The sequence below is a fragment of the Enterococcus sp. M190262 genome (genome assembly GCF_005843965.1).
Taxonomy (GTDB): Bacteria; Bacillota; Bacilli; order Lactobacillales; family Enterococcaceae; genus Enterococcus_D; species Enterococcus_D gallinarum.
The window spans coordinates 3,015,823-3,037,007 of sequence record NZ_CP040461.1; the positions used below are offsets into that span (position 1 = coordinate 3,015,823).

The window sequence follows — 21,185 nt, forward strand, 5'->3', positions numbered from 1 at the left end:
ACTACCATCCCACTAGAGTATTAAAAAGTCAACAGGAAAAAGAATGATCTTTTCAATTTGGTCTTCTTACTTCCGAATGAAATTCAAAGAATACGAGCCAGCTTCATCAAATTGGGATTTTAAATTAATGACATGATTTAATAAAAATAAACGTAGTAGAAATCAAATTATCATTTAACAAATGAGGGAATTGGACTGAACATATAAATTTATAAAGAGGTGTTTTCTCCGAAATGTGATTAATTCACCTGCTGCTAGGAAAACTGATGGAAACTTAGGCTGTCAAAAACCTGTTTATGCTTTTCGCTCCGAATTTTATGAATCTTTTCTTTCAAACGTTCCCAGTCACTGCTGGTGGGCTGACCATTCCAATAAAAAATCTCCATTTGTTTGTTTGCCCCTAGCTGGCGATAGATCGGGTAATCACTGATTAGAATATCTGGTTCATCAACTGAAGGAACATGCTGGATTGCTCGATGGGAGGTGTTCAACAATCGATTTTTGATCCATAATTCTTGTGTCTTGCCAAATTTCGATTGAATAGAAAAAGTTACTGGACGCTCATATTTAATAAAGACTGTTCGAACGAGCATGCAGTATTGAAAGATAAGACGATCATTCTTCTTTGCAAAACCAACAAGTGGAGGGATTTCTCTTTTTATTGCGATCAAAAATCGTCTCATCGTTGGGTACATGACTGGAAAATAAGCTTCAAGCTCACTTTCCCGCGTTTGTTTTCCAAACCCATCTATTTTATGTTCTGTTCCAAAAACTGATGAGTAGGAATGAATCATGAGTAAGTTGACCAATAAATAATTTTTTTCTTTCGAAGTGAGTGCCAAATCAAAGTATGCAGACAGTTTGTCAATAATGATCTCCTCAGTCGAATACTGCTCATTATCAAACCAATCCTGATGGATTTCAGTCAGATCCTCTTCCAAATATGTATTCATTACTGCAAACATAAAATAAAGAAAACTGATTTCTTCGTCCGTGAGATCACTCACAGCGTAAACATTTGCCTGAAAAAAAGGTGCCAGTATGCATTCGGTGAACTTTCTTTTAGTCATCAATGGATGCTCGAAAGTCGTTATTTCATCAGGAATTTCTACGATAAAATGTTGCTGTTTGATTCGCTGCAATGAAATAGCCAGCAGAGATAAAAATTTATTGCAATCAATTTTTCGCATGTAAGGAGCGTGACGCTCAATTTGAGTAGCAATAGTTTGCTTGTCCCTTATCGTTGCTAAAAGATCTGAATCCGTTTCATCAAACAACTGCCAATACATGACATGATAAAAATAACGTATGTAGTACTCTTTTCCTTCAAGTGGATTTCCTTTTCTTAAACTGTATGATAAATGATAATTTGCTAACACTTGATTCAATTCAGTCAATTTTCTTTGAATCGTCCGTAAACTGCTATATGTCTCTTGGCTTAATTGCTCTAATGAGTGGTACTTTCCCTTAAACAACAAATCAAGAAAGGTAAATCCGACAGTTCTTTCCACCAAGATTGCATAAACTTTGCTTAGCAGAAATCTAGGTGAAAATTCTATCTTGATAGTTTTTGATTCTGATTGATAATTAACCGTATACTCAGAATATTGCTCCTGAAATAGTTCTACCTGTTGAATAACAGACAATAGCTTGCTAGTTTTATAGTTAAACACAGCCATCAGCTCTTTGGTTGAATAAGTTGTTTGATTCCTTTCATAACAATAGGTGAGAAACTGGTTGATTTGTTTTTCTGTTGTGTCAAATAATACATGAAACACTGATTGACCCTCGCTTAAATAGTTATTCAAACTTTGCCTTCATTTAAGTTTGATTTCATCTGGACAAGTAAAAAGATCTTACAATATTGTAAGTTAGTGAATGTTTTGCGATCATACCACTTCAAAGGGACGATTGTCAAACTACCCGTCAAAGTCTTTTATTAAAAAATATCAGCTCAACAAATCTTGCGATTTGTTGAGCCGAATAAATTGTAACTGTTCATTTCTGGGGAAGAAATTTCCAATCATTTTGCTTGTGCTGCCTTTTTGCGACAATCTCTCAAGAGAGTTTACATGCCAATCTGTCTATTCTTTATTTACTTCATTATCAGCAGCGACCGCTTTTTTATTTACAATATTAAATGAACTTCTTAAATGTCTTTTTCTGTTCTGAGTGTTTGTCCTGCCACAATTAATTTTCATCATTATTATCGTATGAGGAAAGACTATTGGGATTGCTCGTCTCCTTAAGTATACTAGTGTCAATGCTGGAACTCTCAGAAGAAGACGGTAGATCAACAATAATCCATTTACTTGGCTTTAAATTCTCTATAGTTGTAACGTCACCATCGTAAACAATCACTAAATCCACTTTGTTTTTACACTTGATCTCAGACATTGGTAAATCTCCACGAATTCTTAAAAAATTCTCAATACCGGAAACCCATTCTACATTCGTTAAAGTCGTTTCACCAATGACCTTATTCTCAGTACCCTTACCATCCCAACCATAAGTTAACACTGCTCGAACCGATTTGGCTGATCGTGTTTTATTCGGACGAATAGGTATCGTGATCCACTTTGACTGCTCATCATAAATGATACGGTTCGTTCGTAAAGTCAAAGATAGTTTACTGGGAGCTCGTTCATTTGCCAAACTATCTATTTTAAAGAAAACAATAAATAAAATAATAAAAAAAGCAATCAACAAGGGGATTTTATTCATTTGCCTCACTTCCTAAATCTATTTCAGGTTAACTTGATAATGAGATTATAGTAGTTTTTTTAGGTAACCACGCGCCAAAAAAAAGACAGAATCAGGTGGAAATTGGCATTTTTCAGAAAACAACCAAAAAAGACTGACACAAGAAAGACAAAAAGTCGCAGTGAATTCTTCGAAAAATCCAGCAGCAAACTACCACTAACTAGATCAATATTTTGTCTCTTCTTATGTTCAGCCTTTTAAATCTGTAAGGATATTAGATTTGAAGCGATACATTCACACGTTCATCCAATCTCCAATTCATTTTTTCTTTTTATTTTCGTTTATAGATAACGTAAGAAATCAAAAGCATGCCCCCGAGAATCATCCATTTATCATTGGTCATTCCGGTTTGCGGTAATTGAGGATTCCCTCCATTCTTTGGCGGTGCCCCACTCTGACTTACTTTAGGAACGGATAATGAAGAATTGTCCACGCTATTACCATTACTGTTGGAAGTCGCACTCTCGCTACTTATACTATTGGTCGTACTTTCGTTACTTGTGCTACTTGTTGTACTTTCACTGCTTTCACTGCTTGCGGTCGTGCTTTCACTACTTGTGCTACTTGTTGTACTCTCACTGCTTTCACTGCTTGTGGTCGTACTTTCACTACTTGTGCTACTTGTTGTACTCTCACTGCTTTCACTGCTTGCGGTCGTACTTTCACTACTTGTGCTACTTGTTGTACTCTCACTGCTTTCACTGCTTGCGGTCGTACTTTCACTACTTGTGCTACTTGTTGTACTCTCACTGCTTGCGGTCGTGCTTTCGCTTGAAGTGCTCGTTTCTCCGGTACCACTGCCCCCGCCTCCATATTTCGGCGTGTAGCCAGTAGTTGTGTGGACTGCTGCTGAATCATTGATCAATGCTTGAATGGTTCCCTTGTTTGTATATTGCTCCAAAGACCCATCAGTTTCTGTTTTATAGGTGATATAGATTCTCTCACTCGTATCCCGCAAAGGAATTTCAAAAGTGCCGTCTGAATTAAGCATAATTGGGACTTGGTCAACATAAGTGGGATTAGTTACGCTTGGACCATACACCACTCGTGCCATGGTGCTGATCAATGCTTGATGGGGTCCAAGAGTATCAATGAATCTCCCATTTTTAATTGAAACCTTATTCGTATCATAAGAATTGATATAAATACGCCAATCAATCGTTCGTTTGGGTTCTTGTGTGCCTAGATACAGCCCTTGTTTCGTAAGTAATGCACCTGTTCCAGTATCCTCAACCCCTCGAATAAATAAAGGAATTGTCTTAATTCCATTAACTGTTTCAAAATCGAGTTGATTGATCTGATCGACAGTAATGTCTTCACTAAATTTTGTCCAAAAGTAAAAGTCTCCATGCACATTGTTGTTCTGCTCAACAAACTCAGTAAATACAAAAGTAAGCTGATTCCCAACTTGGGTGACATTTACTACTAAATGACCGTTCTCATCATACAGTTCATAGCTATTATTGACACCTTCAATCTCTACTGGGAGGATAATCGTCGCTTTGTCCCCGGCCTTTAAGTCACCTAATCCTTCGAGACTCCATTTGAGATCAATTCTGAAAGATTCGTCTTCATCTAAAGTCGTCACTTCTTGATTCTGACTATTGACAACGGATACATCAGTGATTAAGTTTGCCCCCACATCCGTCTCTCCATATACAATTTCCATACCGGTAAAAATGGGGATAGTTAGCAACAGAGCAACAAGTACTTTTGCAATCTTTGAAAGCATGTGATCCCTCCCTGATAGTTAATAGGTCACCGTCAGTATAATTTATGGAAAATTCAGAAGCAAATCATACGAACTGTGCGAGTTATATCACAAGGCAGGGCTTCACTTTCAAATTAATCATCTGCTTTGCACAGAAAAAAACCTATCACTCAAACAAAGCGATAGGTTTTGGAAAAAGACTGACTGATTATTCTGTTGGATCTGCATAGCGATCAATTTGTTGATTATAACGTAGTTGACAACAAATATAAAAAATAACTTGGAACAATAAGTAAATACCTACGATTTCACCATAGAACTGCCAAACGGGCAATTCAACTAATAAACGCAGTGCGGTCATCGCAACAGCAAAATGAATCATTGCCACGATAGTTGGCAAAAAATACATAACTTGTAGCTGATGACGCAGAATTTTATGCCGTTCTTTTGGTGAAACACCAAGCACATGCAAGGAGCGATGGTAAGCGCCGTCCTTGTCAAGATCCGCAAACAGGCGGAAATAGATGATTGATGCAGAGAAAATAAAGAAAACGGAGCCCAGTAAAACAGTGATCATTAAAATGAGACCATTGCCTTGACGTGTTTCCTGGAAAACTTTGTATTTTGATTGATAACCAATATGAGACGGAATGCCTTCAAGTGCTTTTGACCACTCTTCATCGGACATCTCGTTGACTTTGTCTGCTCCTAATTCATCGTAGATAGCGGATACTTTTTCATCTGTTTCTTTATTTTCTTGATCGATTTGCTGATTGATACCATCAATTAACGTAGGATCGTCTGCCCACTCGGGGTAATCTAACCAAACAAATCCTCCCGAATCTTCAGAATCACCAATTTCTTTTTGCCACTTCTCAAAAGTTTGATCAGTTACAACACCAAGGCCAAAATAGTTCAACGAAAGCATTGAGGGACTATGAACGATCGTCATATCTTGCTGAAAATCGCTATCTCCGCCAATTTCCAGCGGATACACATGTTGTCGTTGGCTTTGGTCAACCGACAACAGTTCTTTACGTCTTGAATAATTGCTGCTAAGTTCAAGCACTTGATCATCCATAACAGGTTCAGCTTTTTCTCCGATTTGGCTCATCAATTTGCGATAATCACTTTCTCGCATCAATGAAAATGCATTGTTCATGTAATATGGATCAGTAGCAATCGCTGGATTTTCAAGATTTGTGTAGGTCTCAATGAGATCCACTTGTTCCATAACCGGATGATAGCCTTGCGCTTCCAATTTTTCTTTCACTTCAAAAGCCTTCGTTTTACCTATTTCATCTTTTTCGTATTCCGAAAAAACATACGCTACACTAATTCCTTGAATCGAAGAAAACGAAGTGTTGCCAATCGCCATCATTACTGCTATTCCTACAAAAGCCACTGATGTACTAATGGCGATCAGACTGTACATTGCCGCATTGTCCCGCATACGAAAAATCCATTCACTAATCGTTAACAAGCGTGTTCCTTGTAAAAAAGAAGGACTTCTTTTAAGTTGTTTCAATAAGTAAACACTAAACTGATAGAAGGACAAGATCGTGCCTGCTACCGTCAACAAAACGCCTAATAAAAGAATCAAAAAACCGTCAGCTTTGAAAGAAAAATAAAACACACATCCGTAGCCGACAAAGAGCAAAAGCACCCCAAGGAATGCATAGATCCGACGACTCACAGGCTCCGGCCTGGGCTTCTCGTTTTCTTTGATCAATGATATGATCTTTTCCCCTTGTAAAGCACGCGTACTAAAAAATGAGATCAGCAGGAACATCAAAAGATACACGCCGATTGTTAATCCCAAACTAGTCAATGGAACCATAAAAGACAATCCGCGATTGAGATGCATCACATTCTGAGCAACAAGCAATAATAGCTTTGTTCCCAAAATTCCTAAGCCAACCCCTAGAAAGGTGGCCAGCGATCCTAATAGCGCATTTTCAATAAATAGAATCCTTCGCAAATCCTTCTCTTCAATCCCTAAAATGAGATAGATCGCGAGATCGCGTTTGCGACGTTTTAAGAAAACAACAAAGGTGTACCAAAGAAACATCAAAGATAAAAATGCAATTACTACTAAAGCAACCGCTAATCCCATCTTAGCTAGACTGGAAATGGTATCGCTCGCTGACAAGTTTTCTTTTAGTTGCGGATGGAACAAAAGCAGACTAAATATATAAAAAACCATGGCAGCAAATGTACTGCTTACGAAATAAGCAGCATAGGTGCGGAAGTTACCTCTTAAATTACGAATGATCAACTGTCTGAAATTCATGACGGCGACCTCCTAGATGTGCAAGAACATCAAGAATTTTTTGGTAAAATTGTTGCTGATCACTTCCGCGATAGGCCTCATTGTAAAGTTTGCCGTCTTTGATGAAAACAACACGATCAGAGAAACTTGCGGAATAGGGATCATGGGTAACCATCATCGTTGTCACTTGTCGCTGTTTGTTCATTCGGCTCAAAATTTCCATGACATCACGGGCTGCTTTAGAATCTAGATTACCTGTCGGCTCATCCGCAAGCAACAGTTCTGGCTAATGTATCAGCGCTCGAGCAATCGCAACACGCTGCTGTTCTCCACCGGACAACTGATAGATCCGTTTTTTTCTTTTGTCATTGATTCCTAACTCTGTCAAAAGCGCTTCACAGCGCCGTTTCATCTCATCAACCGGTACTCGATCCAATGTTAAGGGCAGCATAACATTCTCTGCCACATTTAGCGGAGACAATAAGTTATAATTTTGAAACACGAAACCTAACTGTCGGCGTCTAAACTCAGCAAGCTGTTGTTTTGGCAATGTCAGCGGTTGGGCGCCATTGATGATGACCGAGCCGGATGTTGGTTGATCCAGAGTCGCAACTAAATTCAGCATGGTGGTTTTACCACTGCCAGAAGGACCCATAATGCTAATAAATTCTCCGGCAGGCACTTTGAGATCAATTTGTTTCAACACTTCCACAGATACTTCACCAGTATACGTTTTAGTGATATTTTTCAACTCTAGTAAAGCCATAGCACTCACTCCTTTGCTGTCAGTGTAACAGGTTTTCTGAAACAAACTTATCGATTGTTTGAAAGATAACTTACAATTTTGTAAGTTTCGTTAGCTCTCGGGAAATTTTAATTGCAGGACAGTCCCTTGACCGACTTCAGAAGCAATCGTAACCGTAATCGAGAGTTTTTGACTAATGAGAGAGACTAAATAGAGTCCCATACCGGTAGCTTCTCCCCGCTGCCGTCCATTGTCACCGGTATAAAAAGGTCGGAACACCCGTGGCAAATCTGCCGCTGAAATGCCACAACCTGTATCTGTAATCGTCAGACTTCTGTTCGCATCATCTAATGCAAAAGTGACTGTTGCTTTCGGATTCGAGTATTTGATGGCATTACTGATCAATTGAAAAAGTAGAATCTGCAACCATTTTTTGTCTGTTGTTATCCAAAAATCAGTCTCATCCTTAATTTTCGGATAAATTTCATGCCGGATGAAATTGCGCTTCTGTTCACCGATGCTTTGCTTGATCAATGCTAATAAGGAGGTTGATTCAATCAAAAAGTCTTCTTCAAAATCTTCCAGACGAACAAAATTCAAGGCTGTGGCTAATCCGCTTTTCAAACGATCCGTCTCTGCTAAAAGATCGTAAGGGTCAATTTGACTACTCTCTGCCATCAGTTCTAGGACTGAGACTGGTGTTTTCATTTGATGGACCCAGATATTCATAAATTTGATATGGGTTTGATGATGAGCATCAATCGCTGCTAGTTGCTCTTGTACATGATGATGGTCGTCATCTAAAAGCTTTTTGACTCTTCTAGCTAAGTAACCAGCGCTTCTTCCAGATAATCCTGTTTTTAGATAGTGGTAGAAACTGCGATTGGCGAGATAATCAATCGTGAAAACTCCTATCGCTAACAAGCCCACTAATAGTAAGCCATAGCCGATCACAAAACCATTACGATACCCATCTAACCAAACGAGCAAAAGGATCAAAGCAATCGACATCCCAAATAAAGCAATTGCTGGTAATTGAACTTTCAAGTATTCTTTCATTCTGGTCTCCCTGCAATAAAAAGAGCATAACCCTTTCCACGAATCGTTTGGATTGGTTCATCAAGACCGAGACTTACCATTTTTTTTCGCAGACGACCAACATTTACTGACAATGTGTTATCATCTACAAAACGTTCATCGTCCCATAATTTATTCAAGATCTGTTCTCTGGAGACCATTTCTGGATAAGCCATCATTAATAAAGTAAGCAATTCTCCTTCACGAACAGTTAACACTTCTTCCTTTTCTAGATAATTCATCTTTAAAGCCTCAGGATAATAAATCAATTCCCCAGCTTTTAGTTGGCGAGCACGATTGCTCTGTGCATAGTCTCCATATACTCGCCGAATATGACTTTTTATTTTTGCTAAGAGTAATTCATAAGAAAACGGTTTGATCAGAAAATCATCTGCTCCATACTCAAGTGCCATCACTTGATCCATATTACCGTCACGAGCCGAAATAAACAAAATGGGTACCAAGGATTGCTCGCGGATTTTTTGACACCAATAAAAACCATCAAAAAAAGGTAAATTAACATCTAACAAAACCAAATCTGGCTCTATTCTATGAAATTCTTCCAAGATCTTTTCGAAATCCTGCGGAATAAAGGTCTCGAAGGCATAGCGAGACAGCTGACTTTCAATCATTTTGACTAATGACTTGTCATCTTCAATTAGAAATATTTTCACAGTGCACCTCCTGAAGTACTTCTAGTTTACCAAAAGCAACGGATCACTTCCTTAAAAAAATCAGAAAAAGATTGTCTACTTATTTATTGTAAGCAAAATGATTTTATAGTATACTATTTCTCGTGACATGTTAAATATATCTAAAAGGTGGAAAATTGATGAAAAATGTTTTAGTTGTAAAAGCAAATAACCGTCCTGACGGAGTATCTGCAAAAATGTTCGATACTTTTGTAGAAAATCTAGATCGAACAGCAGTAGATGTAGTTACTTTTGATGTTTACGCACAACCAATGCCTTATATCGGACAAACATTGTTCGAAGCATTCGGAAAATTAGCACAAGAACAAGAATTAAACCAAGAAGAACAAGAATTGATGACCGTCCGTCAAGATGTCATGAATAAATTTGCAGCAGCAGATACGATTGTCTTTGCATTTCCTATGTGGAACTTGACGATTCCTGCGGCATTGCACACATTTATCGATTATATTTTCCAAGCCGGTTTCACTTTCTCCTACAATGAAGATGGATCTATGAACCAATTATTGAAAGACAAAGAAGTTGTTTTGTTAAATGCTCGTGGCGGTGTTTACTCAGGTGAAATGAGCGGTATGGAAAGTGCTGTTACATTTATGGAAAAAGTATTTGGTGGTATGTTTGGCATGACGATCAGCGATGAAGTAATCATTGAAGGTCACAATGCAGACCCTTCAAAAACAGAAGAAATCATTGCAGCCGGCCTAGAAAAAGTGGCAGAAGCAGCAAAAAAATTCTAATAAAAAATTAAAAATCTCAGGAATGATAAGCGAACCAACAATGCGAACTAGCAGTTATGGGACAGCTTTATTCCTGAGATTTTTTTATTACTGTTAAACAAGACCGTCTTTCCAATCAAGTGGTAAAAGCTGAGCAAGCGGCAGACTGCCCGCCTTCGTCAAGACTTGCGCAGAAAGATTGTCTTCAGACAGCTGACTGAGAAACTCGCGGCAACGACCACAAGGTGAGATCGGATGCCCCTGCCAGTCCACAGCCACAACTTTTGCAATGTGATGTTCTCCCGCAGTGATCATAGCTGCTGCAGCGGCATGCTCTGCACAAAAACCCATAGAACAACTAGTGTCAATGCACACTCCAGTAAAAACGTTCCCTTCTCTGGTAAGGATGGCTGCTGCAACACCGCCGGATTCTGCCCAGGGAGACAGTTTTCTTGGTGCAATCTTCGCTTGGGCGAAAGTAATCAATTCATCAAACTCCATCTTTTCCTCCTGCTAAACCCATTCTTTCTTCAATAATCGAAACAGTTCCAGACTAGGTTAGACTGTTTTTGCGCCATAGGATAATGTGGTTCATTGCTCCATGATCTTAGTCAACAAATCTGGATCAAACGTTTGTTGCTGCAGCATGGCGATTTCAAAACCATAAGGAGCTTTTTTATTCTTTTTGTCTTCTCCAACATAAGGAGTTTCTAAAATTTTAGGGAGTTGTTTCAATTGTTCATGATGGACGATTTTATTCAATGCTTCAAAACCAATCGTTCCAAAACCAATATTCGCATGCCGATCTTTATGGCTGCCTTGGGGATTTTTGGAATCATTGACATGGATTACTTTTAAACGATCCAGTCCAATGACCTTATCAAACTCATTTAAGACACCATCAAAATCTTCTTTGACGTTATATCCAGCATCATTGGTGTGGCAAGTATCAAACGTCACCGAAAGCTTCTCATTCAGCGTAACACCATCAATAATTGCAGCAATTTCTTCAAAACTGCGTCCGATTTCCGTTCCTTTACCAGCCATCGTTTCTAAAGCAATCTGAGCCGTTTGCCCTTTTTCCAAGACTTCGTTCAATCCTTTGATGATTTGCTTGATACCTGCTTCTGGCCCTGCACCAACGTGAGCTCCTGGATGCAATGTGATTTGCGTTGCGCCCAATGCCTGTGCTCGTTGAATCTCCGCTTGTAAAAACGACACCGCAAAGCCAAAATTTTCTGGTTTGATGGTATTTCCCAAATTAATGATATAAGGTGCGTGGACAACAATATTCGAAATGCCTGCTTTCGTCATTAAATCTTGTCCAGCAGCAATATTCATCTCTTCAATTTTCTTACGACGGGTATTTTGCGGAGCCCCCGTATAAATCATAAAGGTAGTTGCTTGGTAGCTTGCTGCTTCCTCTGCCGCTCCCAGCAACATTTTTTTCCCACTCATGGAAACATGTGATCCAATTAACATTGATTGTCTTCCTCCTAAAAATAAGTCTTGTCTATTATGCGAAAAAACATTCATTCATGCTAGTTTTTTGCTTGCCGTTTTCTTTGACTTTATCCACTATATTAAGCCAATCCAAATAAAATCAGTACGAGTGTCATGAGAGGCAAACTAATCAAGAAACTGATAGAAGACACAAAGCCGACTGCCTCTTCCTCCATACCTGCCAATACAGAATTGATCACACCGAATAAAGGAATTGGAGCAAATACCAGTAAACACAACACGGGCTTCAAAAAAGCGGGAAGAGGTAAAAAGAAAAAGCAGAGGAATAATAGCAAACCGATTCCATAACGCAAACTCAAAATCTTTCCTACCGTTGCAGCAGCATGTTTCGGTAAACGAAAATCTAAAAACAAACCAATCATGAACATCGATAGAAAGGTATTGGCATTACCGATAGGTTGGACTAGCTGGATCACCCCTTGCGGTAATGAGAGCCCAAAGCTGCGAATCAGCAACATAAATAAATAGCAAGTAAAGGTTGGCGATCGTAATAAATTAAGAATGATTTTTCCTGGCTCAAAAACTGTCCGTTTCCCGATTAGATACTCAATCAAAATGGTGGTGCCTCCTGCCAACATAATACTGTTACCCATATCAAACAATGAAATCAAGGGGATTCCTAATGGATAAAAACTTTGTGCAAAAGGAATCGCGAAATTTCCGATATTGAATCCGGAGCCACAATACATCGAAAACTGACGCAACACATCATTCTCTTTTTTGGTTAGGAAAAAGGCAGTCATAATCTGCACGAATGTGATGATTACCGCAATTAAAATTAATGCCAGTGCGTCCATTTGGATCTGCATATCGGCAAGATTAAGAATGATTGCTGCTGGCAGAGTGACATTGAGGATCATCCGAGACAGAATAGATCCATCCGCTTTTGATAGGACCTTTAGCTGTTTAAGAAAATACCCCAAAAAGATCATTGCAAAGAGACCAGCGGCATTCAAAAATAATTGTCCCATAAACGATCTGTTTCCTCCTCTATTGATTTGAAAAAAAGCGAACCCACTCAGCGGTTCGCTTTTTACTCATTTCACTCTCTAGCAACTAGCTAAAATGTCAACAAGAAATATTTTTTCTTCCCACGGCGAATAACAACATATTTGCCGCCGATACGGTCTTCTTCGTTGATCACGTAATTTAAGTCTTGTTGGCGTTCGCCATTCACATAGATTGCCCCGTTTTGGATATCTTCCCGGGCTTGTCGTTTCGATGCTTCGATTTTCGAAGTAGTCAACAATTCTACAATGTTTAACTCATCATCATTCGAGACTTGATAGGTTGGGACCCCTTTGAATCCTTGTGCAATTTCGTCAGCAGACAGTCCTTTGATATCCCCATTGAACAAGCTTTCAGAAATATGAACAGCTTGCTCATATGCTTTTGCACCATGAACTAATGTGGTCACTTCTTTGGCCAACGCTTTTTGGGCAACTCGTGTTTCTGGTGCAGCTAAGAATTCTTTTTCAATTGCTGCAATTTCTTCAAGTGATAAGAAAGTGAAGTATTTCAAGAATTTCACAGCGTCACGGTCATCCGTATTGATCCAAAACTGATAAAATTCGTAAGGTGTTGTTTTGTCGGCATCTAGCCAAACTGCATTCCCCTCAGTTTTACCAAACTTGGTACCATCTGCCTTAGTAATCAAAGGCATCGTCAAACCAAACCCTTGGACTTCTCGTTCGCGACGTAGCAGTTCAATTCCTGACGTGATATTTCCCCACTGGTCACTGCCTCCAAGTTGCAATAGACAGCCATGTTCATCATAAAGATTTAGGAAGTCATAGGCTTGCAGCAATTGGTAAGCAAATTCGGTATAAGAAATTCCCGTTTCAATGCGGCGTTTTACGCTTTCTTTGCTCATCATGTAGTTGATGGTAAAGTTCTTCCCTACATCACGTAGGAAATCGATCAATTTTAATTCGCCTAACCAGTCATAATTATTGGCTAAAATTGCTGGATTCGTTTGATCCTCAAAGTCAATAAAACGAGACAATTGATTTTTGATACTTTGAGACCATTCCTTGACGGTATCTAATGTATTTAATTGCCGTTCTTGGTCCTTGAAAGATGGATCCCCAATCATCCCTGTTCCTCCGCCTACTAATGCAATAGGAACATGCCCTCGTTGTTGGAAACGGCGCAGCATCAAGATCGGTAAAAGATGGCCAATGTGCAAACTATCAGCGGTTGGATCAAACCCAATATATAGTTTCACAGACTCTTCGTTTAATTGTTTGATCAATGCACTTTCGTCAGTAGTCTGATGAACCAGACCACGACCTTTTAATTCTTCAAAAAAGTCTGAACTCATTTTTTTTCCTCCTAAATCATTACTCACTGTTCATATTAACTGAAAATCCGCCTAAAGAAAAGCCTTAATCCCATTTTGGATCAATCCCGTATTTGTTATAATTTGATTGTGATAACGAGCAAAACTATCCAAGTGCGTTGATTTTTGCTATAATACAACGGAATCTATTCTAATATCATTGAGGTGACCATTTTTGCCCCAAAATAAGAAAAAACAACCAAAATCTCCAAGTACGAAAAAGAGCTGGTTTTATTTCAATATCAGCTTGCGCGTGCTCCATTCGCTCTTTTTAGTCGCAATTTCCTTTTTGATTCTGGGCGGTTCACTCGCACTAGGTATCGGTGTTGGCTATTTTGCATTTTTAGTAGAAGATACCGCTGCCCCGTCAAAAGAAGAACTGCAACAAGAATTAACCGACATCACAGAGACTTCACAGCTAGCTTATGCGGATGGTAGTAAAATCGCCACGATTCGATCAGATCTGATGCGTACATCGGTTTCTTCAGATAAAATTTCTGATTATCTCAAAAAAGCGATCATTGCAACAGAAGACGAATATTTCAATCAGCATAATGGCGTCGTTCCTAAAGCGGTCGTCCGTGCCCTCCTCTCTGAAGCAACTGGCTTTGGTGGTGGCGGTGGATCGACATTAACTCAGCAATTAGTCAAACAGCAAATTCTCTCAAGCGAAACTACTTTTAAACGCAAAGCCAATGAGATTCTCTTGGCGATGGAAGTCGAAAAGTTTTTCTCTAAAGATGAGATTGTCACAATGTACTTAAATATTTCACCATTTGGTAGAAATAATAAAGGGCAAAATATTGCCGGCGTGCAAGAAGCGGCCCAAGGAATATTTGGCGTCAATGCTGCCGATCTTACACTGCCCCAAGCTGCTTTTATTGCTGGATTGCCACAAAGCCCGATCGTCTATAGTCCGTACACGAATACTGGTGAAATCAAAGAAAATCTCAGTGCCGGTTTAGATCGAAAAGACTTCGTCCTCTTTAGTATGTATCGTAATCATGACATCTCAAAAAAAGAATACGACGAAGCAATGGTTTATGATTTGAAACAAGACTTCAAAAAACAAGAAGCCATTGAGCAGACCGATCAGAGTTTCCTCTATTATACGGTTCTCAATGAAGCCAAAGATATTATCGCTAAACAATTGGCGGACGAAGATAAAGTTAGCGCAGAAGAATACAGTAAAGAAGAAACCTATCAGAAATATTTAGAATTAGCACAACAAAAATTAGTCAATGGTGGTTACACAGTTACCTCTACCATTGATAAAAACATCTATAATGCCATGCAAGACGCTGTGTCCAAATATGGCTATATGCTGGATAACTGGGGCGATGCGCCCATTGAAGTTGGGAATGTCATGATGGATAATGCAACAGGCCGTGTGCTTGGGTTCATTGGTGGTCGCGATTATCAGCAAAATCAATTCAATCATGCGTTCGATGCCCAAAGACAAGCTGGATCAAGTATTAAGCCAATGCTCGTTTACGGCCCTGCCATCGATGAAGGCTTGATGGGTTCTGAATCAATGGTCTCTGATTACGCAGCTAAATGGCGCACTGGTGAAAATGCGGATGAACCAATCGTTAACGCGACAAATAAGGGAACCAATACCTTTATGTCGATTCGAGAATCATTAGAAGTCTCTAGTAATATCGCTGCGACAAACATTTTTCAAGACATTTGGGAGCAAGAAGGTGACCCATTCTTCTCTTATAAGAATTATTTGAGCAAGATGAACTATCCTGAAGACAATAGTTGGGCTTATGAGTCTGCTCCTTTAGGAGTCACCAACGTAACTGTTTTAACTCAGACCAATGGATTCCAAACGTTAGCAAACAAAGGCGTTTACCAGGAAGGTTATGTGATCGAATCGATCAAGAACAATGAAGGCGAAGTCTTGTATCAGCATGAACAAAAACCAGTTCAAGTCTTCTCTGAAGCAACAGCATCAATCATGAATGACATGATGCGCAGTGTAATTGACGAAAAAAAGACGTCTAACTTTAAATCCGTTGTTAGTGGTCTGGATTGGAACCTTGGAAATGCCGATTGGGTCGGTAAAACAGGTTCGACAAACAATTGGTCCGATTCTTGGCTCGTGGTCTCAACTCCTTCCATTACCATCAGCAGCTGGTCCGGTCGTGATGACAACAAAGCCACCGATAGTAGTGCCGGAACACGTACCGCTCAATACATGGCTTATTTGATCAATCGCATTTATCAATCCGACCAGAAGGTCTTTGGAGTGGATAAAAAATTCGAGTTATCCGATGATGTCAAAAAGATCAAAGTGTCTAAGGCTACAGGAACACTTCCAGGCGGCACGGTCACAGTAGATAACACAAGAAGAACCAATCCAAGCGACACAGTCACTTCGTATTGGACAAAAGGCGGTCCCAAAGAAGCATCCTTTGAATTTGGGATTGGCGGATCGAATGCCAATTATGCAGATTATTGGAAGAAAATCGCCCCTAGCCGAACAACAACATCTACTTCTACCAATACAGCCACGAACAATGGCTCTAGAAGTACCAATAAAGAAGAAAACGCCACGAACAATAACAATAATCAAAAAGAAGCAGAAAAAACGGAAGAAAAGAAAAACGAGCAGAAAGAGGATGACTGATTACGTCATCACAGTCATTTGCCAAAATCTGTTTTACCTGAAGAACGGGAAGCACATCGTTGCTCCTGTTCTTTTTTATATCTATATGTAAATAAAAAAACCGCTCCTAAGAACGGTTTCTTCTTTTTTCTCACTTATTTCGTTGAACTCTTTTCAGAGATACCATATGGTAAAACAATTGTTTTTTGTTCTACTTCTTCTTTGTTCATCATTTTCGTTAGTAAACGCATCGCAACAGCACCCATGTCATATAAAGGCTGGGTCACGCTAGATAAACGTGGACGGGCAGCTTCTGCCAATAAAGAATTGTTGCTTGTAATGATTTCAAATTCTTCAGGTACTTTGACACCTCGGTCAATCAAACCGTCTAGAACACCGATAGCAAGTTCATCGTCTGTTACATATGCCGCTGTCGCTCCACTGTTCATGATTCGTTCAACTAATGCCAAGCCTTCTTTAAAGCTATAAGGCGCTTCAAAAATCAAGCCTTCTGAATAGTCTAAGTTGTTTTCTTTTAACGCTTCTTTATACCCTTTCAACCGGTTTTGACCGTTGATTGGATCAATCAATGCACCGCTGACAAAAGCGATCTTTTGATTGTTTTTGGCTAGTAAACTTACTGCATCTTTCGTAGCTGCTGTATAATCAATGTTCACGCTCCCCACTTGTTCATCGGGATCGATTGAGCCAGCAAGTACCACTGGTGTTTTTGAACGCGAAAATTCGCCACGGATTTCATCAGTGATCCGATGACCCATGAAAATCACACCGTCTACTTGTTTTGCCAAAAGATTGTTCAGTACGTTTACTTCCTTCATACTATCGCCATCGGAATTCGCCAAGATAATGTTGTATTTGTACATCGTTGCTACGTCATCGATCCCACGAGCCAATGAAGAAAAGAACATATTGCTGACATCGGGAATGATTACACCGACTGTAGTTGTTTTTTTGCTAGCCAATCCTCGTGCAACAGCATTTGGACGATAATCTAAGCGGTCAATGACTTCCAGAACCTTCTTACGTGTCGCTGGCTTAACATTTGGATTGCCGTTCACGACACGAGAAACCGTCGCCATCGAAACATTTGCCTCACGAGCAACATCATAAATCGTAATTGTTTGTTTTTCCATGATATATCTCCCTTTATTCTGTTTTCAGAAAATCTTATTTACATTTCTTTGATAGAATAGCAAACTTTTTGCGAATATGCAACCGTTTTAATTCCGCTTTCATGAAAACTTAGTCAATTTTACATATTTACGGACAAGCATTCTCCAGTAAAGCGTGCTAAAATGGAGAAAGAATACTTGAAAGAAGGTTTTTTCATGAATAAAGAAAAAATACAAGAAATGACAACGTGGTTAGCCAGCAATCAAGCTGAGGTCGCTTATATCTCAAATCCTTCAACGATTGCCTATTTTTCAGGTTTCAAGAGTGAACCTCATGAACGCGTATTAGCACTCTTTCTTTCACCTGATAAAGACCCTTTCCTATTTACACCAGCTTTAGAAGTTGAAGAAGCTAAAAATAGTGGCTGGCCCTACGATGTGATTGGTTATTTAGATAGTGAAGATCCTTGGAAAAAAATCTGTTCAGAGCTAGAATCTCGTTATCACCTCAAACGATTAGCACTAGAAAAGAATGATTTGACTGTTGAACGTTTCGAAGCATTGAATGGTTTCCTTCCAGGAACTGATTTTTCACTTGATATCACTCCTGTGATCCAGAAAATGCAATTAACCAAAACAGCAGCGGAAATCGACACATTGCTTGAAGCAGGTAATTGGGCAGACGTCGCTTTTGAGATTGGTTTTTCTGCTGTCAAAGAAGGTATTTCTGAAATGGAGATCGTTGCAGAGATTGAATATCAACTCAAAAAACGCGGCGTTTCCCACATGTCCTTTGATACGACGGTCTTAGCAGGTGCCAATGCTGCAAGCCCTCATGGGGTTCCAGGTAAACAACAAATCAAACCAAATGAACTAGTTCTCTTCGACCTAGGTGTGATCTGGAATGGCTATTGCAGCGACGCAACGCGTACCATTGCCTATCACGAGCCGACTGAATTGCAACGAAATATCTATGATATCGTCCTTGAAGCGGAACTGACTGCCCAAGCAGCTGTTAAACCAGGCATTACTGCGGGTCAACTGGATGAAATTGCTCGTGGGGTCATCGAAAGTCATGGATACGGTGAATACTTCAATCATCGATTGGGTCACGGGATCGGCACAACGGTTCATGAATTTCCATCATTGATTACCGGGAATGATTTGGTGATTGAAGAAGGCATGTGTTTCTCCATCGAACCTGGGATTTACATTCCTGAACAAGTCGGTGTTCGTATCGAAGATTGTATCTATGTTACTGAAACTGGTTGTGTGCCGTTTACAAAAACTGCAAAAGAGCTACTAGTATTGAATTAAAAAAAGGAGATGGATTATGACGCAAAATGTATTGGTTTTAGGTGGGACACGCTTTTTTGGCAAACATCTCGTCAATGAACTGCTTACACAGGGTGCGAACGTAACGATTGCTACTCGTGGAAAAACACCAGACTCATTTGGTCCAAAGGTAACTCGATTGATTTTTGACAGAGAAGATGAAGACAGTATCCGATCTGTTTTGACAAAAGAAACTTATGATGTGATTTACGATAATATCGCCTATACCTCCAATGATATTGATATTTTGATGCGTCATGTCACTACCGAACGCTATATTGTCACAAGCTCTATGTCTGTTTATCCAACTTTCCATGACAATCTGGTCGAGAAAGATTTTGATCCAACAGCACATGCTTATCGTCTTGTGACCTCAGAACAAGTGAACTATGCAGAAGGAAAACGCAGTGTCGAGGAGATTTTAAGCCAAAAATACTCACAAAATTCGGCATTTGTCCGCTTTCCTTATGTGGTGGGAATTGATGACTATACCAAACGATTGTCTTTCTATATTCAATCCGTTTGTCAAGAAAAAGCCATGTTTATTGACAATCTTTCCCATCAAATGAGTTTTATCGATTCTAAAGAAGCAGGAAAATTTTTAGCATTTTTAGGAACCAGTTCCTTTACAGGCCCCGTCAACGCTGCTGCTAAAGGTACCCTCTCACTGGCAGAAATTTTAGCTTATGTCTCAAAAGAAACTGGCATTGACCCACTTTTATCACCTACCGGAGAAGCCAGAAAATACAATGGCACGCCAGAATATTCGATAAATGTAGCACTAGCTGAAGCAAACGGCTTTCAATTCTCCCAACTATCTGATTGGATCTACTCACTATGTGATCAAGAGATCAAAAATGCTTAACTATGTGCGCCTTCGCTAAAAAAAACACATCCAAACTAGAAATAAATGCGTCTGTGATCTGTTTGATCGCAGGAACCGTGTTGTCACGGCTCGGCATTTTATCTTCGTTTGGATGTTTTTTTGCTACCGATTAAAAGCAGCTCCTTTAACTTTCAAAAGAGAAAGATTATGCTTCTGGATTATTTTTTTCCATTTTATCTTTTAATTCTTCTTTGACTTCTTCAAAATCTTCTTTCGCATCTTTGGCTTCTGATTTTGTTGTTGCTTTTACATCAGCCGCTTTGTTATTTGCTTCATGTTTCAATTCGTTTGCTGCTGATTTTGTTTCTTTTGCAGCATCATCTACGATTGGTTTGGCCTCTTCTGCCCCTTCTTTTACCGTTTCCTTCATGTCTGCAGCGGAAGATTTTGCATCAATAAAAATGTCTTCTGCTGTTTCTTGGACGTCTTCATGAAGATCACTAGCAGAATTTTTGACTTCGTCAGCAGATTTTTTGAAGCGCTCAGATAAATCTCCTGCCTGTTTTTTTAATTCTTCAACTGTATCGCTAGAAGAACTAGCTGCTTTATCTTTTAAGTCATCTACTTTTGCAGTCAATGAATCAGTAAAACCTGAAGCTTGTTCGCCAAGTTTAGCTGCTTTATCTTTAGCGATCTCCACTAAATCGGTACTTTTATCTTTAGCCATATCACCATAATCAGAAGCTTTATCCAATAAATCATCGGCTTGTTTGGCTAGTTTGTTTCGCAAGTTTTTACCTGACTCGGGTGCTAATAACAGGGCTGCTACCGCTGCTGCTGTCCCACCAATTACTGCACCTAATAGAAATCCACCTTTTTTACTCATTGAAATTCCTCCTCTTATTGTTTTTTGTTACGGTCTTTGAAAAACTTCATTGCTGTTTGACCTACTTTACCAGCAACAGTTGCTTTAGCCGTTGTTCGACCTAAACTGCCAACTCGCGAGACCAAGTTCTTTCCTGAACTATTCAATTCAGAGACGCTGGTACTTAAATCTGCTACTGCAGTAAAGAGCGGATCAATGGTCGCAACTTTGCCATTTACATCCTGCAGCAATTCATTGGTCTTAACCAACAATCCCTCCACTTCTTTTGAAAGGATATCTACGTCTTGGGTGATGACTCGAATCGTGGTATTGGCTTCTTCCACTGTTTTGTCCACTTTGGTCATCGTTTTGCTTACTTGCATCAATAATCGTACAACAAAAACGACAAGTACGACGAATGCAATCGCAGCGATCAATGCTGCAATCTCTCCTCCTGTCATAAAATGTCTCCTTCCCCTTTTACTTATATTAAGAATAGCATTTCAAACGGCGTTCTACAAATAAAAGACTAGCGAATTTTGTTTTTTTT

At 39.4% G+C, this 21,185-nt stretch carries 17 protein-coding genes and 1 pseudogene; 4 read left to right on the top strand and 14 right to left on the bottom strand.

Features of this window, described 5'->3' with window-relative positions; all coding sequences use genetic code 11:
* Positions 1-254: 254 nt before the first annotated feature.
* From FE005_RS14255 to FE005_RS14285, 7 genes and pseudogenes are all read right to left on the bottom strand, one after another.
* A complete protein-coding gene (locus FE005_RS14255) occupies positions 255-1,778 on the bottom strand; it encodes a helix-turn-helix domain-containing protein (RefSeq protein WP_175413559.1) in 1,524 nt (507 codons plus the stop codon).
* A gap of 412 nt (positions 1,779-2,190) precedes the next feature.
* The gene (locus FE005_RS14260) at positions 2,191-2,724 is read right to left on the bottom strand and encodes an adhesin (RefSeq protein WP_081131612.1); all 534 of its coding nucleotides are present in this window, start codon (positions 2,722-2,724) and stop codon (positions 2,191-2,193) included.
* Between the two features lie 310 nt (positions 2,725-3,034).
* Positions 3,035-4,495, bottom strand: a complete 1,461-nt coding sequence (locus FE005_RS14265; protein WP_138372049.1) for an LPXTG cell wall anchor domain-containing protein — start codon at positions 4,493-4,495, stop codon at positions 3,035-3,037.
* Positions 4,496-4,682: 187 nt separating this feature from the next.
* Positions 4,683-6,767, bottom strand: coding sequence for an FtsX-like permease family protein (locus FE005_RS14270; protein ID WP_003126251.1), 2,085 nt, complete (start codon positions 6,765-6,767; stop codon positions 4,683-4,685).
* Positions 6,739-7,512 (bottom strand): annotated as a pseudogene (locus FE005_RS14275) (ABC transporter ATP-binding protein). Before FE005_RS14275 ends, FE005_RS14270 begins: the two are co-directional and overlap by 29 nt.
* A gap of 90 nt (positions 7,513-7,602) precedes the next feature.
* On the bottom strand, positions 7,603-8,550 hold the full coding sequence (locus tag FE005_RS14280; RefSeq protein ID WP_003126249.1) for a HAMP domain-containing sensor histidine kinase: 948 nt from the start codon (positions 8,548-8,550) through the stop codon (positions 7,603-7,605).
* Positions 8,547-9,242, bottom strand: coding sequence for a response regulator transcription factor (locus FE005_RS14285; RefSeq protein ID WP_003126248.1), 696 nt, complete (start codon positions 9,240-9,242; stop codon positions 8,547-8,549). Before FE005_RS14285 ends, FE005_RS14280 begins: the two co-directional genes overlap by 4 nt.
* 158 nt (positions 9,243-9,400) lie before the next feature.
* On the opposite strand from FE005_RS14285, the gene FE005_RS14290 reads away from it, so the two are divergent.
* Positions 9,401-10,018 (top strand): FMN-dependent NADH-azoreductase, encoded by a 618-nt coding sequence (locus FE005_RS14290; protein WP_103299697.1) that lies wholly within the window; start codon positions 9,401-9,403, stop codon positions 10,016-10,018.
* Positions 10,019-10,111: 93 nt separating this feature from the next.
* Here the strand turns inward: FE005_RS14290 and FE005_RS14295 are convergent, their stop codons facing one another.
* The 4 genes from FE005_RS14295 to tyrS form a co-directional block, all read right to left on the bottom strand.
* Positions 10,112-10,498 carry a cytidine deaminase gene (locus FE005_RS14295; protein ID WP_029486697.1) on the bottom strand — a complete coding sequence of 129 codons (387 nt, stop codon included), beginning with the start codon at positions 10,496-10,498 and terminating at the stop codon, positions 10,112-10,114.
* A gap of 90 nt (positions 10,499-10,588) precedes the next feature.
* Positions 10,589-11,479 (bottom strand): deoxyribonuclease IV, encoded by an 891-nt coding sequence (locus FE005_RS14300; RefSeq protein ID WP_138372050.1) that lies wholly within the window; start codon positions 11,477-11,479, stop codon positions 10,589-10,591.
* A 101-nt stretch (positions 11,480-11,580) separates the two neighbouring features.
* Positions 11,581-12,492, bottom strand: coding sequence for an AEC family transporter (locus FE005_RS14305; RefSeq protein WP_003126243.1), 912 nt, complete (start codon positions 12,490-12,492; stop codon positions 11,581-11,583).
* Positions 12,493-12,581: 89 nt separating this feature from the next.
* Entirely contained in the window at positions 12,582-13,844 is a 1,263-nt protein-coding gene (gene tyrS / locus FE005_RS14310; protein WP_081131618.1) for a tyrosine--tRNA ligase, read from the bottom strand.
* A 193-nt stretch (positions 13,845-14,037) separates the two neighbouring features.
* Here tyrS and FE005_RS14315 point away from each other — a divergent pair, with 193 nt between their 5' ends.
* Positions 14,038-16,497 (top strand): transglycosylase domain-containing protein, encoded by a 2,460-nt coding sequence (locus FE005_RS14315; RefSeq protein WP_138372051.1) that lies wholly within the window; start codon positions 14,038-14,040, stop codon positions 16,495-16,497.
* Between the two features lie 134 nt (positions 16,498-16,631).
* On the opposite strand, the gene ccpA is transcribed toward FE005_RS14315, so the two are convergent.
* The gene (gene ccpA / locus FE005_RS14320) at positions 16,632-17,630 is read right to left on the bottom strand and encodes a catabolite control protein A (protein WP_060815299.1); all 999 of its coding nucleotides are present in this window, start codon (positions 17,628-17,630) and stop codon (positions 16,632-16,634) included.
* A 195-nt stretch (positions 17,631-17,825) separates the two neighbouring features.
* On the opposite strand from ccpA, the gene FE005_RS14325 reads away from it, so the two are divergent.
* Positions 17,826-18,926 carry an aminopeptidase P family protein gene (locus tag FE005_RS14325; RefSeq protein ID WP_081131682.1) on the top strand — a complete coding sequence of 367 codons (1,101 nt, stop codon included), beginning with the start codon at positions 17,826-17,828 and terminating at the stop codon, positions 18,924-18,926.
* A gap of 16 nt (positions 18,927-18,942) precedes the next feature.
* On the top strand, positions 18,943-19,809 hold the full coding sequence (locus FE005_RS14330) for an NAD-dependent epimerase/dehydratase family protein (protein ID WP_138372052.1): 867 nt from the start codon (positions 18,943-18,945) through the stop codon (positions 19,807-19,809).
* A 166-nt stretch (positions 19,810-19,975) separates the two neighbouring features.
* Here the strand turns inward: FE005_RS14330 and FE005_RS14335 are convergent, their stop codons facing one another.
* Together FE005_RS14335 and FE005_RS14340 are read right to left on the bottom strand one after the other, a co-directional pair.
* Positions 19,976-20,656 (bottom strand): YtxH domain-containing protein, encoded by a 681-nt coding sequence (locus FE005_RS14335; protein ID WP_138372053.1) that lies wholly within the window; start codon positions 20,654-20,656, stop codon positions 19,976-19,978.
* A gap of 14 nt (positions 20,657-20,670) precedes the next feature.
* Positions 20,671-21,096 carry a DUF948 domain-containing protein gene (locus FE005_RS14340; RefSeq protein ID WP_113849578.1) on the bottom strand — a complete coding sequence of 142 codons (426 nt, stop codon included), beginning with the start codon at positions 21,094-21,096 and terminating at the stop codon, positions 20,671-20,673.
* Between the last annotated feature and the right edge of the window lie 89 nt (positions 21,097-21,185).